At 60.1% G+C, this 14355-nt stretch carries 15 protein-coding genes, 1 tRNA gene and 2 pseudogenes; 14 read left to right on the top strand and 4 right to left on the bottom strand.

All coding sequences use genetic code 11. The features are described 5' to 3' along the window. Window positions 1-153: 153 nt before the first annotated feature. Entirely contained in the window at window positions 154-549 is a 396-nt protein-coding gene (locus ACPYOP_RS26265) for a cupin domain-containing protein (protein ID WP_481413196.1), read from the top strand. Window positions 550-597: 48 nt separating this feature from the next. Here the strand turns inward: ACPYOP_RS26265 and ACPYOP_RS26260 are convergent. The 3 genes and pseudogenes from ACPYOP_RS26260 to ACPYOP_RS26250 form a co-directional block, all read right to left on the bottom strand. Next, a pseudogene (locus ACPYOP_RS26260) lies at window positions 598-813 on the bottom strand (site-specific integrase); the annotation flags it as partial. Window positions 814-894: 81 nt separating this feature from the next. Then, window positions 895-1983 (bottom strand): Fic family protein, encoded by a 1089-nt coding sequence (locus ACPYOP_RS26255; RefSeq protein ID WP_481413195.1) that lies wholly within the window; start codon window positions 1981-1983, stop codon window positions 895-897. 242 nt (window positions 1984-2225) lie between these two features. Then, window positions 2226-2315: transfer RNA gene (locus ACPYOP_RS26250), tRNA-Ser, on the bottom strand. A gap of 305 nt (window positions 2316-2620) precedes the next feature. On the opposite strand from ACPYOP_RS26250, the gene rplU reads away from it, so the two are divergent. The 11 genes from rplU to modC all read left to right on the top strand — a co-directional run bounded on the left by rplU (window position 2621) and on the right by modC (window position 12338). After that, window positions 2621-2938, top strand: coding sequence for a 50S ribosomal protein L21 (gene rplU / locus ACPYOP_RS26245; protein WP_004127263.1), 318 nt, complete (start codon window positions 2621-2623; stop codon window positions 2936-2938). A 32-nt stretch (window positions 2939-2970) separates the two neighbouring features. Then, entirely contained in the window at window positions 2971-3240 is a 270-nt protein-coding gene (gene rpmA / locus ACPYOP_RS26240; RefSeq protein WP_004127267.1) for a 50S ribosomal protein L27, read from the top strand. A 128-nt stretch (window positions 3241-3368) separates the two neighbouring features. Next, window positions 3369-4004, top strand: a complete 636-nt coding sequence (locus tag ACPYOP_RS26235) for a GNAT family N-acetyltransferase (RefSeq protein WP_481413194.1) — start codon at window positions 3369-3371, stop codon at window positions 4002-4004. Next, complete coding sequence (locus ACPYOP_RS26230) at window positions 4001-4588, top strand: GNAT family N-acetyltransferase (protein WP_481413193.1); 588 nt, start codon at window positions 4001-4003, stop codon at window positions 4586-4588. Before ACPYOP_RS26235 ends, ACPYOP_RS26230 begins: the two co-directional genes overlap by 4 nt. A 269-nt stretch (window positions 4589-4857) precedes the next feature. Beyond that, on the top strand, window positions 4858-5958 hold the full coding sequence (gene obgE / locus ACPYOP_RS26225) for a GTPase ObgE (protein ID WP_481413192.1): 1101 nt from the start codon (window positions 4858-4860) through the stop codon (window positions 5956-5958). After that, the gene (gene proB, locus ACPYOP_RS26220) at window positions 5955-7124 is read left to right on the top strand and encodes a glutamate 5-kinase (RefSeq protein WP_481413191.1); all 1170 of its coding nucleotides are present in this window, start codon (window positions 5955-5957) and stop codon (window positions 7122-7124) included. Before obgE ends, proB begins: the two co-directional genes overlap by 4 nt. Continuing rightward, window positions 7117-8400, top strand: a complete 1284-nt coding sequence (locus ACPYOP_RS26215) for a glutamate-5-semialdehyde dehydrogenase (protein ID WP_481413190.1) — start codon at window positions 7117-7119, stop codon at window positions 8398-8400. The genes proB and ACPYOP_RS26215 overlap by 8 nt, the downstream gene beginning before the upstream one ends. A 37-nt stretch (window positions 8401-8437) precedes the next feature. Beyond that, on the top strand, window positions 8438-9019 hold the full coding sequence (locus ACPYOP_RS26210) for a nicotinate-nucleotide adenylyltransferase (RefSeq protein ID WP_481413199.1): 582 nt from the start codon (window positions 8438-8440) through the stop codon (window positions 9017-9019). A 559-nt stretch (window positions 9020-9578) separates the two neighbouring features. Then, entirely contained in the window at window positions 9579-10376 is a 798-nt protein-coding gene (modA, locus tag ACPYOP_RS26205; RefSeq protein ID WP_481413189.1) for a molybdate ABC transporter substrate-binding protein, read from the top strand. Window positions 10377-10566: 190 nt separating this feature from the next. Continuing rightward, on the top strand, window positions 10567-11268 hold the full coding sequence (gene modB, locus ACPYOP_RS26200; RefSeq protein ID WP_481413188.1) for a molybdate ABC transporter permease subunit: 702 nt from the start codon (window positions 10567-10569) through the stop codon (window positions 11266-11268). Further along, the gene (gene modC / locus ACPYOP_RS26195; RefSeq protein WP_481413187.1) at window positions 11265-12338 is read left to right on the top strand and encodes a molybdenum ABC transporter ATP-binding protein; all 1074 of its coding nucleotides are present in this window, start codon (window positions 11265-11267) and stop codon (window positions 12336-12338) included. The genes modB and modC overlap by 4 nt, the downstream gene beginning before the upstream one ends. A 97-nt stretch (window positions 12339-12435) precedes the next feature. On the opposite strand, the gene ACPYOP_RS26190 is transcribed toward modC, so the two are convergent. Further along, the gene (locus tag ACPYOP_RS26190; RefSeq protein ID WP_481413186.1) at window positions 12436-12822 is read right to left on the bottom strand and encodes a winged helix-turn-helix domain-containing protein; all 387 of its coding nucleotides are present in this window, start codon (window positions 12820-12822) and stop codon (window positions 12436-12438) included. A gap of 320 nt (window positions 12823-13142) precedes the next feature. Between ACPYOP_RS26190 and rsfS the strand changes: the two are divergent. Both rsfS and rlmH read left to right on the top strand, forming a co-directional pair. Further along, window positions 13143-13585 (top strand): annotated as a pseudogene (gene rsfS / locus ACPYOP_RS26185) (ribosome silencing factor). 112 nt (window positions 13586-13697) lie between these two features. Continuing rightward, a complete protein-coding gene (rlmH, locus tag ACPYOP_RS26180; RefSeq protein ID WP_481413185.1) occupies window positions 13698-14180 on the top strand; it encodes a 23S rRNA (pseudouridine(1915)-N(3))-methyltransferase RlmH in 483 nt (160 codons plus the stop codon). The last annotated feature ends 175 nt before the right edge of the window (window positions 14181-14355 follow it).

The raw sequence follows: 14355 nt of genomic DNA, 5'->3' as shown, positions 1-14355 counted from the left end.
TGCCCGCCCCGCCCCGCCACATGGCGCTTCGGGGAAGCTGTTGAGAACGGGCGAATGGCAGCCGATATCGACCGATCCTATGCCCTCCAATTGACATTCCGCACGGCTGTGACACCGTTCTGCCTGGTTGCCGACCCAACGTTTTGAGGCGAAATGACAAAACGATCGCAAGCCGTTATCACCACAGCCGAGGAGCGCGCGCGCGACGGCTGGAACGACCCCGTCCACGGCTCCATATCCTGGCACACGCTGCTCAGCAGCGACATCACCCCCACCGACAGCATGAGCGCCGGCATCGCCGAACTCGTACCCGGCGGCGAACTCAAGCCGCATCGGCACGACCCATCGGAAATCTACTTCATCTTCGAGGGAACCGGCATCGTGCGGATCGGCGGGCAGGAAACGACGGTCAAGGCCGGCACCACGGTCTTCATCCCCGGCAACGCCGAACACGGCATCCGCAATGAATCAACCGCCAACCTGAAATTCTTCTACGTCTTTCCGACGGGATCTTTTGCGGATGTGATTTATCAGTTTCCGGAGGGTTGAGGAGTTTCGATCTGCTCGACGTCGCGGCCGACATAGCCGACTTCGGTGAACTTCGAGCTGGTAACGCTCCAGGAGCTCGCAGAGCGTCGTGCTCTCGAGGATCCTCGTATCTGGAGCAGCGCCAAAGCGATCGACCTAGGCTTCGAGCTCGCGCGCCCGCTTCTCAGCTTCTGACTTTGAGTCGAAGGATTTGCAACGCGGTTTCATGCCGCGCCGGCGAACCTGTGCTTGCCAGCGCCCTCTGAGCTTTCGAATCGTTGCCATGTGATCTCCAATAAGTGTTGAAAATCACCCGTAGAATGCCCCCGGGAGGGCCGCCAAGGATTCTCCCGGCAAGATCCTCGATCACTCAGATACCTTTAAAAACAGGGCGATTAGCGGCTCATTGATGTAGTAATTGTTGCGCCCGCTCTGGTGTTTGCTCAAAACTCCGGCATCGGCGAGCGTATCGAGATAACGAGCTGCCGTCTGGCGCGTAACATTCAGCTCTTTCTGCACGTAATCGATCCGCGTGTAGGGATGTCGGAATAGGTTGTTGAGCAAATCCTGCGAGTAAATTTTCGGAAATTCAGTCCGGAGTCGTTTTTTTGCTGTCGCCATCTGCTCACGAATATTTTCGACCAGGTCCAGCGTCGTTTTAGCGGTCTCATCGACGGCTCTCAGCATATAGATGAGCCAATCCTCCCATTCACCGGTATCGCGCACATGTTGCAGCAGGCGATAATACTCATCCTTTGAGTTGTTGATGGCACGACTTAGATAGAGAATGGGAATTTCTAGGAGGCCTACTCGCGTAAGATAGAGGACGTTCAGGATACGCCCTATTCGCCCATTCCCATCCGGAAAGGGATGGATGCTTTCGAATTGATGATGGATAAGTGCCATCTTGATCAGCGGATCGAGCGTTGAAAGCTGGTCATCGGTGATGAAACGCTCAAGCCGGCTCATCGCTGAATTTATTTCGTTCTGATCCTGGGGAGGCACATAGACGATCTCACCCGATCGATCGTTTCTAAGCGCGGTGCCTGGTGTCTGGCGAAATCCATCTGTGCGCCGCTTGAGGAGTTGAAATATACCGACGATAGTCGCATTGGTAATCAGGCCCTCGGTCCGCCGGAGCTTGTCAAAGCCGAATTTTAGCGCATCGCAATATAGCGCGACTTCTTTTGCTGCCGGAGACTCCGGTCCCTCTGGAAACAGCTGGGCTTGAAACAATTCGTCCTGGGTGGTGACGATGTTTTCGATCTCGGAGCTCGCCTTTGCTTCTTGCAGTGCAAGCGTGTCGATCAGGATACCTTGATTGGGTATTGCTGCCGCTCGGCCCTTCAGCTCAGCCAGCGACCTGTTAGCTGCCGCTAGCGCCTTGAATACCGCGATGGTTTCTAAGCCATCAAGGGATGTCAGATCGGGAAGCTGGTAGGACGGATTTAACATATGCGACTCGATAAGTTAAAAAAACTCGATTTTTTTAACACATCCGCCACGACATGTTAAATCCGCATTCGTGGTTGCCAATGCGAGGCAATCCAAAATCTGAGTTGAATTCCAAGAAGCAGATTCGCCTGGCAGCGCCTTGAGCATGGCCCCATGATCAATTGTGACAGCGGCCTAGCTAAAACCCCACAACGCTTGTCGCAGGTATTAATATCGTAACTATTTGATAATGCACATGTTTATGGCGGAGAGGGTGGGATTTGAACCCACGATACCCTTGCAGGTATGCCGCATTTCGAGTGCGGTGCATTCGACCACTCTGCCACCTCTCCGGTTATGCTGGTCGGCGCGTTTGAGCGCGGGCTGTCTCATAGCGACAGACGAGAGGGATGGCAAGGGCGAATATGGAACCTTTTCATCCTTTTGCCTTGACAGATAAAGGGCGCTTATATATCCCGTGCGACGCAATAGGTGTGGATAAATCCGCGCCTTGCCCCTCCCTGCTTCGCGCAGGGCTTCACCGGCAGATTTTTTGGAAGGCCTAAAGCCTTTGGAATTCCTGCTAAATTTCGACTGATAAAAAGACGGCCGCTCGTCCTTTGGCGAGAGAGCCGGAACGAACATGAAAGGATAAAAAATGTTCGCAGTCATCAAGACCGGCGGTAAGCAGTACCGTGTGGCGGCCAACGACGTGCTGACCATCGAGAAGCTGGAAGTCACCGCCGGCGGCACCGTAGAATTCACCGAAGTCCTCGTTATCGGCGAAGGCGCCGACGCTGCGATTGGTGCTCCCTTCGTCAAGGGCGCTTCCGTCAAGGCCGAAGTGGTCGAGCACAACCGCGGCAAGAAGGTCATCGCCTTCAAGAAGCGCCGTCGTCAGAACTCGAAGCGTTCGCGCGGCCATCGCCAGCATCACACGGTCGTCCGCATCACGGACATCGTGGCTGCCAAGTAAGTAACGGGATCAAGGTTTAAAGGAGAACTCCAATGGCACACAAAAAAGCTGGCGGTTCCTCGCGCAACGGTCGCGATTCCGAATCCAAGCGCCTTGGCGTGAAGAAGTTCGGCGGCGAAGCCGTCATCGCAGGCAACATCATCGTGCGTCAGCGCGGCACGCAGTGGCACCCGGGTTCCAACGTTGGCCTCGGCAAGGATCACACGATTTTTGCGCTTACGGCGGGCAACGTGAACTACCGTACGAAGGCCAATGGCCGCGTGTACGTGTCTGTAATGCCGAAAGCGGAAGCAGCGGAATAAGCCGGTAGCGCTCTAAAACAGCCGGCGTCTCATCGACCCGGCTGACGCTACAAGGTTCAGTCAAGAAAAAGGGGAGATGGGGCGCCATCTCCCCTTTTTCTTTACCCTCAACCAAGGAGGACTGAACCATGCAAGGCGAATTGTTAAGGGAAGACCAATCAAGGTCTCCCGAAGAACGGCTGAGGCCGGATAGGTTAAGGACCGATTGCCCCGTCTTACTGTCGGAAAGGCTCGTTCTGCGCGCGCCCCACGAAGAAGACATCGACGCCCTTGCCCATCTCGCCAACAACGCCAACGTCGCCACTATGGTATCGCGTATGCCGCACCCGTATACGACCAATGATGCCGCCGATTTCGTGCGACGCACGAAGCTTGGCGAGATTGGCAAGTGCGTCTATGCGATTACCAAAGCCGACAACGGCGCCTTTCTCGGTTGCTGCGGGGTCGAACCCACGGCCGATCCACGCACCGTCGAGATCGGCTACTGGCTGGGCGAACCCTACTGGAACCAGGGCTATACGACGGAAGCAGCCCACGCGCTCGTCGACATGGTCTTCCGCACCCGCGAAAACGTCGCCCAGATCGACGCCCGTTGCCGGGTCATGAACGTCGCATCCAGGCGCGTCGTGCAGAAGTGCGGCTTCCAGTTCCAGGGATCGGGCCTTGCCGCGTCGTTGGCGCTCGGCAGCACCGTGCCGGTCGAATGGTACAGGCTCGACCGCAAGACCTGGATGTCGTTGCGTAGCTGGGGAGGTATGAGATGAACGCTCTCGCCCTCACCCGCCGCGACGCCCGGATTTTGATGCCCGGGCCGACGCCGGTCATCCAGACCGGACGGCTGACCTTGCGCCCGCACCGGCTCAGCGACGCCGATATGATCGCGGAATCGCTTTCCGATTTCGCCGTCACCCGCATGCTGGCCCGCGTGCCCGCGCCCTATGACCGGCAGGATGCGCTGGACTGGCTGGTCCAGCACACTTCCGGCCTCGGCCCCGATTGGCAACTGGCCATCACCGAACCGGATGATGCCCATATCGGCTGCGTCGGCATCGAGCTTCGCCACGGCGGCTGGCATCTCGGCTACTGGCTGAACCGCTTCTACTGGCGGCGCGGCATCATGACCGAGGCGGTCATATCCGCCCTGGAGCGCTTTGCCCGCCGTATGCCCGAAGTCGCCGTTCATTCCGGCGCCTTCGCCGACAATCCGGCATCCTTGAAGCTGCAGCAGAGGCTCGGCTTCGAGATCACCGGCTGCTCGGAGATCTACAGCTTCGCCCGCAACACCATGGTTCCGCATATCGAAACCGTGCTGAAGCCGGGCGCGCTGCGGCTCTCGCAAGCGGCGTAAAGGCCCTGAAATCCGTCATCGCCGGCCTTGCCGGCGATGACCATCATGCCAATCGTGCAGTTCCGCCCCTTTATGGCGCGGGGACTGCACGATATTCTTTGACCTCAGCCCGATGCGCCTATATCGAAGGCGACATGACGGGCAAACGGCCGCCGATGCGTCTTTTGGATGCGTGATGAGCGGCAGAATTGAAAAGAGCGCATAGGCTTTTGTGAATCCCATTCGATCCGAAGGGATATGCGCCGATACCGGGTGACGGACGTAGTAAGATGAAATTTCTCGACGAAGCAAAAGTCTATATTCGCTCAGGCGACGGCGGCGCGGGCAGCGTCTCCTTCCGGCGCGAGAAATTCATCGAATTCGGCGGCCCGGACGGCGGCGATGGCGGCCGTGGCGGCGATGTCTGGGTCGAGGCCGTCAACGGCCTCAACACGCTGATCGACTTCCGCTACCAGCAGCATTTCAAGGCCACGATCGGCACGCACGGCATGGGCCGGAACCGCGCCGGCGCCAAGGGCGAAGACGTGACGCTGAAAGTCCCCGTCGGTACGCAGATCTTCGAAGAAGACGGCGAAACCCTGATCTGCGACATCACGAAGGAAGGCCAGCGCTTCCGTCTTGCCGCTGGCGGCAATGGCGGCTTCGGCAACGCCTATTTCAAATCCTCGGTCAACCAGGCGCCGGATTGGGCCAATCCCGGCCTGCCCGGTGAGGAAAAGACCGTCTGGCTGCGGCTGAAGCTGATCGCCGATGCCGGTCTCGTCGGCCTGCCGAATGCCGGCAAATCGACCTTCCTCGCCGCCGTCAGCCGCGCGCGGCCGAAGATCGCCAACTATCCGTTTACGACGCTACATCCCAATCTCGGCGTCGCCACCGTCGATGGCCAGGAATTCATTCTGGCCGACATTCCCGGCCTGATCGAAGGCGCCCATGAAGGTGTCGGGATCGGCGACCGCTTCCTCGGCCATGTCGAGCGCACCCGCGTGCTGCTGCATCTGGTCTCCGCACAGGAAGAGAAGGTCGGCAAGGCCTACAAGACCGTGAAGCACGAGCTTGAGGCTTACGGCAACAGCATCCCCGACAAGCCTGAAATCGTCGCGCTCTCGCAAATCGACGTGGTGGACGAAGAAACGCTGAAGAAGAAGACGCGCGAGCTGGCGCGCGCCTGCGGCAAGACGCCCTTCCAGATTTCCGCCGTCACCGGCCGCGGCATGACCGAAGTGCTGCGTGCGCTGCGCGATGTCATCGTCGAAGCCAATGCCGGCGAAGCGGATAAGCCGGCGAAAGCGCCCAAGCTGCGCCATCGCGACCTCCAGACCTCCGACGACGTGGACGAGCGTCTTAGTGAAGACGGGGATAAGCAGGGATGACTGCCCGCAAGCCGCTCGACCGCTACCGCCGCATCGTCATCAAGATCGGCTCCGCTCTTCTGGTCGATCGCAAGACCGGCTTGAAGAAATCCTGGCTCGACGGCATGTGCGCCGACATCGCCGCATTGAAGGCCAAGGGCATCGATGTTCTGGTCGTCTCCTCGGGCGCGATCGCGCTTGGCCGCTCCGTGCTCGACCTGCCCTCCGGCGCGCTGAAGCTCGAGGAAAGCCAGGCGGCGGCGGCCGTCGGCCAGATCTCGCTCGCCCGCGCCTGGTCGGAAAGCCTGTCGCATGACGATATCGTTGCCGGCCAGATCCTGCTGACGCTTGGCGACACCGAAGAGCGTCGCCGTTACCTGAACGCCCGCGCCACCATCAACCAGCTTCTGAAGATCGGTGCCGTGCCGATCATCAACGAGAACGATACGGTTGCGACCAGCGAAATTCGCTATGGCGACAATGATCGCCTCGCCGCCCGCGTCGCCACCATGACCGGCGCCGATCTTCTGGTGCTGCTGTCGGACATCGACGGGCTCTACACCGCTCCGCCGCATCTCGACCGCCAAGCGAAATTCCTCGATACGATCGCCGAGATCACGCCTGAGATTGAGGCGATGGCCGGCGGTGCGGCCTCGGAGCTGTCGCGCGGCGGCATGCGCACCAAGATCGATGCCGGCAAGATCGCCACCGGCGCCGGCTGCGCCATGATCATCGCCTCGGGCAAGACCGACCGGCCGCTGAATGCGATCGAGAGCGGCGCCCGCTCCTCCTGGTTTGCGCCGTCGGGCACGCCCGTCACTGCCCGCAAGACCTGGATTGCCGGGCAGCTGCAGCCCGCCGGCGAATTGCATGTCGATGATGGCGCTGTCGCCGCGCTTGGCGCCGGCAAGAGCCTGCTGCCCGCCGGCGTGCGCCGCGTCGTCGGCCATTTCGGCCGCGGCGACACCGTCGCCGTCATCGGCCCCTCGGGCCGCGAGATCGCCCGCGGCCTTGTCGGCTATGATGCCGAAGAGGCCCGTCAGATCACCGGCCGAAAGTCGGCTGAGATCGCGGCGATCCTCGGCTATGCCGGCCGCGCCGCCATGGTGCATCGCGACGACCTCGTCATGACGGCGTCCGTCAAGACGAAGGCCGAGAAATTGAAGAAGGATGAAGCTCATGCTTGATAGCGTCGCACAAAGCCCCGACATCGATGCGCTGATGAACGATATCGGCCGCAAAGCCCGGGCTGCGTCGCGACCGTTGGCCTTTGCTTCCACGGAGAGCAAGAACAAGGCGCTGAATGCCATGGCGGATGCCATCCTGGCCCGCAAGGATCATATCCTCTCTGAAAACGCTAGGGATCTGAAAGACGTCGAAGGCACGGATATGCTCGCCTCCTTCGTCGATCGCCTGACACTGAACGACAAGCGCGTCGCCGAGATGGCCGAAGGCATTCGGGCCATTGCCGCACTGGCCGATCCGGTGGGTGAAGTCATCGCCGCCTGGGATCGCCCGAACGGGTTGAAGATAGAGCGCGTTCGCACGCCGCTCGGCGTCATCGGCGTCATCTTCGAAAGCCGGCCGAACGTGACGGCGGATGCCGGCGCGCTGTGCCTGAAGGCGGGCAATGCCGTCATCCTCCGTTGCGGCAGCGATTCGCGCCGCTCCTCGCAGGCGATTCATGAATGCCTGGTCGAAGGGTTGGAGGAGGCAGGCCTGCCGGAACATGCCATCCAGCTCGTGCCTGTCAGCGATCGCGCTGCCGTCGGCGCCATGCTGCGCGGCCTTGAAGGCAATATCGATGTCATCGTGCCGCGCGGCGGCAAGAGCCTCGTCGCCCGCGTGCAGGCCGAGGCACGTGTGCCGGTCTTTGCCCATCTCGAAGGCCTCTGCCACGTCTATATCGATGCCTCGGCCGACCTCGACATGGCGAAATCCATCGTCGTCAACGCCAAGATGCGCCGCACCGGCATCTGCGGCGCCGCCGAAACGCTGCTGGTCGACAAGAAGGTCGCTTCCACCCATCTGAAGCCGCTACTCGACGGGCTTGCCGCAGCAGGTTGCGAAATCCGTGGCTCTGCCGACGTGCTGCAGCTCATTCCCAGCCTCAAAGCGGCGACGGAAGAGGATTGGACGACGGAATATCTGGCCGCGATTATCTCTGTCGCGCTGGTCGACGGCATTTCCGGCGCGATCGGCCATATCGGCAAATATTCGTCGAACCATACCGAAGCCGTGATTGCCGAAGACCCGGCCGTCGTCGAGCGCTTCTTCACCGAGATCGACTCGGCAATCCTGCTGCACAATGCCTCGACGCAATTTGCCGATGGCGGCGAGTTCGGCATGGGCGCGGAAATCGGCATCGCCACCGGCAAGATGCACGCGCGCGGGCCTGTTGGCGTCGAGCAGCTCACCTCCTTCAAATATCGCGTACGCGGCACCGGACAGATACGGCCCTGACGTGCTGAAAGAAGAGATCGATCAACGCTATCTGCGCATGCCCCATGCCGAGCGCGGCATGGTGGTTGGTCTTTTCGGCGGCTCCTTCAATCCGCCACATGAGGGCCATGCGCTCGTGGCCGAGATCGCCATCCGCCGGCTCGGCCTCGATCAGCTCTGGTGGATGGTGACGCCGGGCAACCCGCTGAAGAGCCGCAATCACCTGGCGCCGCTCGCCGAGCGTCTCGCACTCAGCGAACAGCTTCTTCATGATCCGCGCATTAAAGTGACGGCGTTCGAACACAGGCTGGGCATGAGCTACACGGCCAATACGCTCGCGCATGTGAAGGCGCGCAACAGTCATGTCCATTTCATCTGGATCATGGGCGCCGACAGCCTAAATACGTTCCACCGCTGGCAGAAATGGCAGGAAATCGCCCGCACCTTTCCGATCGCCGTCATCGACCGGCCGGGATCGACACTATCCTATCTCTCGGCCAAGATGGCCAAGACCTTCCACTATGCCCGTGTCGATGAGGATGACGCCCGCGTGCTCTGGAAGAAGCGGGCGCCGGCCTGGACCTTCATCCATGGACCGCGCTCGGCGCTCAGCTCGACAGCCTTGCGCGACACACAATAATCAATCCGAATTCTTGGAGAAGGTCTGGAAAATAAAAAGCCCGACGCGGGAGGAGGTGCGTCGGGCTTTTGAACCTGATCAGCAACTGGGAGGAGGAGAGTTGCCGATCCATATCGAACGGCATTGGGAGGAGGAGATCGCCGTTTCGATGATTATGTTTTAGCAGATTTTACCGATTGATAAATGGCCGATTGCGCAATGCAGCAATGCACTAGGAGCATGGCTATGAAAATTTTCTGCCCAAAAAACGCTTCTTTCACAGATTTTCCACCATGTGATTTTCATTCTCGAAATGAAATCGGCGAAAGAATGGCACAAGATCCCACGGTTCGTAACGTTACGTCTCGGTTCGTGAGCGTTCGCCAATCCGCTGGGCGAATCCAGTCATGCGTTTTTGTAATGCCCAAAACCACTCGTATGCGCTGCGTCACGGAAAATCCATAGATTTCGTGTGGTTACGCTGCGATATCGCGATATATTTTTACAAACATATCCCTAGCCAAGCGTTGCGCGCCGTTATATCTCTCAAAATATGTCGATATCTTTGGAGAGAAATAAAATGGCCACCAGCCGACGCCGATGGATCAAGCTTGCAACCGCGGCGCTATCAGCCGCGTGGCTGGGCCTTTCGGTCGCGCCCGTGCCGGCATTCGCTGCCGACAAAATCGTCGTCTTTGCTGCCGCCAGCATGAAAAACGCGCTCGACAATGCCGACGCCGCCTTCACCAAGGAAACCGGCAAGGAAGTCACCGTCTCCTATGCGGCGAGCGGCCCGCTTGCCAAGCAGCTTGAAAACGGCGCGCCGGCCGATGTCTTCATCTCTGCCGACACCAACTGGATGGACTATGTCGCCGATAAAAAGCTGATCAGGGACGACAGCCGCGTCAACCTTCTCGGCAACAAGCTCGTCCTCATTGCCGCCAAGGACAAGGCGAAGCCGGTCGAGATCAAGCAGGGCATGGATCTCGCCGGTCTGCTCGGCGATGGCCGCCTGGCGATCGGCCAGCCGGAATCGGTGCCGGCGGGTAAATACGGCAAGAGCGCGCTGGAAAAGCTGGGCATCTGGACATCTGTCGAAAAGAAGGTCGCCGGTGCCGAAAGCGTGCGCGCCGCGCTCGCGCTGGTTTCGCGCGGCGAGGCGCCCTATGGCATCGTCTATCAGACCGATGTCTCGGCCGATCCCGGGGTTGCCATCGTCGGCACCTTCCCGGCTGACAGTCACCCGCCGATCGTCTACCCGATCGCCATTACCAGCAGCAGCAAGAACCCGGATGTACAAGCCTATTTCGATTATCTGAAATCGGCTAAGGCTGTTCCATTCTTCGAGCATGAGGGCTTCACGATCCTGAAGCAGTGAGCGTCATCACCGCTAGAGCATTTCCGCTTTTCTGCGAATCGCGAAAACGCTCTATCTTTTTGCTTGCTTACGCATTCCAGACGGAAAACCGCTGCGCACTTTTCCTGGAAATGCTTTAGTCAGGCATGAAGGTTCGATCATCAGGCTCGCCGATCCGTGGCGAGCCTGAGATGTTTTAAGGGGCGAGTATTTGGAAGCGTTGGGTTTGAGCAGCGACGAATGGACGGCCATAGAGCTGAGCCTGCGCGTTTCCGTTGTCGCCATGCTGGTCAGCCTGCCCCTCGGCATTGCCACCGCACTCCTGCTTGCGCGCGGCCGGTTCTGGGGCAAATCGATCCTCAACGGCGTCATCCATCTGCCGCTGATCCTGCCGCCTGTCGTCACCGGCTTCATCCTGCTCATCCTCTTCGGCCGCAAGGGGCCGATCGGGTCTGTGCTCGACCAATATCTCGGTATCGTCTTCTCGTTTCGCTGGACGGGTGCGGCACTTGCCTGCGGCGTCATGGGTTTCCCGCTGATGGTCAGAAGCATCCGCCTGTCGGTCGAGGCCGTCGACCGCAAGCTGGAAGAGGCGGCCGGCACACTGGGCGCCAGTCCCATCTGGACCTTCCTGACGGTGACCCTGCCCTTGATCCTGCCTGGCATCATCGCCGGCATGATCCTCTCCTTCGCCAAGGCCATGGGCGAATTCGGCGCCACCATCACCTTCGTCTCCAATATTCCCGGCGAAACCCAGACCCTGTCCTCGGCCATCTACACCTTCACCCAGGTTCCGGGCGGTGATGCCGGCGCCATGCGGCTGACCATCGTCGCCATCATCATTTCCATGGCAGCGCTGCTTGCTTCAGAATTCCTTGCCTATCTCGCCGGACGGAGGGTGGATTTCGAATGACGCTCTCGATCGATATCCGCCATCGCCTCGGTGCCTTTTCGCTGGAGGCCGCATTCACCTCTGATGGCGGAGTAACCGCCCTTTTCGGCCGCTCCGGCTCCGGCAAGACGTCGATCATCCGCATCATTGCCGGCCTCAGCCGGCCCGATCATGGCCGCGTCAGCCTCGACGACACGGTGCTTGCCGACACCGGCAGGCAGATCTTCGTGCCGCGCCACCGCCGCCGCTTCGGCTATGTCTTTCAGGAAGCGCGGCTGTTTCCGCATCTCTCCGTGCGGCAGAACCTCAATTACGGCCGCTGGTTCGCACCCCGGAACGAGCGCGGCGAAAGCTTTGACGGCGTTGTCGATCTCCTCGGCATCGGCGCGCTGCTCGACCGCAGGCCGGCAAAACTTTCCGGCGGCGAGAAACAGCGCGTCGCGATCGGCCGCGCCCTGCTTTCCTCGCCGCGGCTGCTGTTGATGGATGAGCCGCTGGCCGCTCTCGACGAAGCCCGCAAGGCGGAAATCCTTCCCTATCTCGAGCGACTGCGCGACGAGACCAGGATTCCGATCATCTATGTCAGCCACTCGATGGCCGAAGTGGCGCGGCTCGCCAACCGCGTCGTCGTCATGCGCGACGGCAAAGTCGAGACGATCGGCGCCGCCGTCGATATTTTCAGCCAGCTCTCCGGCCCGCTGGCGGCCGACCGCCGCGAAGCCGGCGTACTGCTGGAAGGCCGGGTGGAATCGATGGACGACCGGCATCATCTGACCATCATTGCTTTGAAGACCGCAAAACTCGTGGTGCCGGGTCAAGCGGCCGCTATCGGGAGGACGGTGCGCGTCCATATTCCCGCCCGCGACGTCATGCTGGCGACAACCAGGCCCGAAGGCCTCAGCGCCCTCAATATTCTCGATGGCAAAGTGCTGGGGATCGGCACGGCAGCCGATGGAACCGCGGAGGTCAGAGTCGACTGCGGCGGCGACATCGTAACCGCCCGCATCACGCAATTCTCGGCCGAGCGGCTGGGCTTGCGCGTCGGCCTGCCGATCCATGCGGTCATCAAGACCGTGGCACTCGAACCCTAAAGCATTTCCCGGAAAAGTGCGCAGCGGTTTTCCGTCCGGAATGCGTAAAAACAAGAGCATAGAGCGTTTGCGCGGTTCGAAGAAACGCGGAAATGCTCTAATCAGGATTTTCCTGAGAAGCCCCGGCCGGGCTGCGATTGGCTTCGAGCCAGGTGAGATCGTCGGCTATTGCCGCGCGCAGCGTCGTTTCCATGCCCCGGAAGCGCCGCAGCAATTCCTCGCCGAACGGAGTCAGTACCGCGCCGCCGCCTTTCTGCCCGCCGCGCTGCGATTCCACCACCGGCTCGCGGAACATATGGTTCAATTCGCTGATGAGCAGCCAGGCGCGACGGTAGGACATGTCCATGGCGCGGCCGGCAGCCGAAATCGAGCCGGTCTCCTGGATATGCTCGAGAAGCTCCATCTTGCCGCGCCCGAGCCGATCCTGCCCCGAAAAACTGATGCGGAGAATGGGCTTCAACGGTGGCTGCGGAACGTCTGTCATGGGACCTGTAACGGTTTGGTCTGTCTAGTCTATACGCGGCCTTCGGCTACCTGTACATGCCGGCAGGAACGAACAATACGCGCTCGCGCTCCACATTCGCGACAAGGCCCTCAGCGGCAACCTCATTCTTGTCGACCGAGTAGGGCCGACAACCTGATTTTCGGCCCTTAGCCCGAATATTTACCCATATCTGGTGCGAAAGAGCCCTATTCAGACACAAATCCTTGTCCTGAACGCCCCAAGATGGCCGTTGGCGTCTTGAAACCTTAATGCTTTGATGCCTATCTTTAGAGGGTGATCGACTCAGATCACTTACGTGCATGTTCTGTTATTCAAGGAAGGAAGAGCACTGACAACAGTACACGCCAAGGGAAGAACGCCTGTCGTTATCCCGAAGAGCTCGGAACGTGGCGCCGATGCCGCTGCCCGCGCCCTGCAAGCCGTCCTCGTAAGCCTCGAGGATTCCAAGGCCGAAAATATCGTCACCATCGACATTGCTGGCAAATCCGCGCTGGGAGACTACATGGTCGTCGTCTCCGGCCGATCGAACCGCCATGTCGTGGCGATTGCCGACCATCTCATGACCGATCTCAAGGACGAGGGCTTCGGCAATGCCCGCGTCGAGGGTCTCGATGGCGGCGACTGGGTGTTGATCGACACCGGCGACATCATCGTTCATGTCTTCCGACCGGAGATCCGCGAGTTCTATAACATCGAAAAGATGTGGGCGGCTCCCGATCTCGACGAAGGCACGTTGCACTAACCGACCCCGGAACACCTCCCGGCCCGGTAGGCAGCTTTAGATCGCCGGACATCAGCTTTCGGCAACGGTTTGTTTTGTGCCGCCATGACGGCGGATATGCTTGGGAGCGGGAATGCGGATAGGTCTTTTTGCGGTGGGACGGCTGAAGGCCGGCCCGGAAAAGGATCTTGCGGCTCGCTATCTCGACCGTTTCGCCAAGGCCGGGCCGGCCATCGGCCTGGAAATGGCGCGCATGACCGAGGTTGCCGAAAGCCGCGCCTCCAATAGCGAGACCCGCAAGCGCGAAGAGGCGGGCCTGCTGCAGAAGGCGCACCCCGAAGGCGGCATCCTGATCCTTCTCGACGAACGCGGCAAGGCGCTCGACAGCGAAGCCTTCGCCGCCATGCTCGGGACATACCGCGATCAGGGCAAACGCGACCTGACGATCGCCATTGGCGGCGCCGACGGCCTCGATCCATCCCTCTACGACAAGGCCGACATGACCATTTGCCTCGGCAAGCTGACATGGCCGCACCAGCTCGTGCGCATCCTCATTGCCGAACAGCTCTACCGCGCCGTCACCATCCTCTCCGGCCACCCCTACCACCGGGTGTAATCGCTCTTTCCGGCTTCGAAAACAGTTTGGCTTTCAGGCTTTTTGCGTTAACGAAACGCTCACACAGGCGTGTTTTGATTCCCGCCCTGAAAATGACGATGCTTCCTAGAGCAATTCCCGGAAAAGTGCGTAGCGGTTTTCCGTGCGGAATTGCGAGACAACAAAGAGATAGAGC

This window comes from Rhizobium sp. KNZ2-6A (assembly GCF_056755475.1).
Note: the sequence above shows the minus strand (reverse complement) of the source record. Positions and strands in the feature narration are given on the sequence as shown.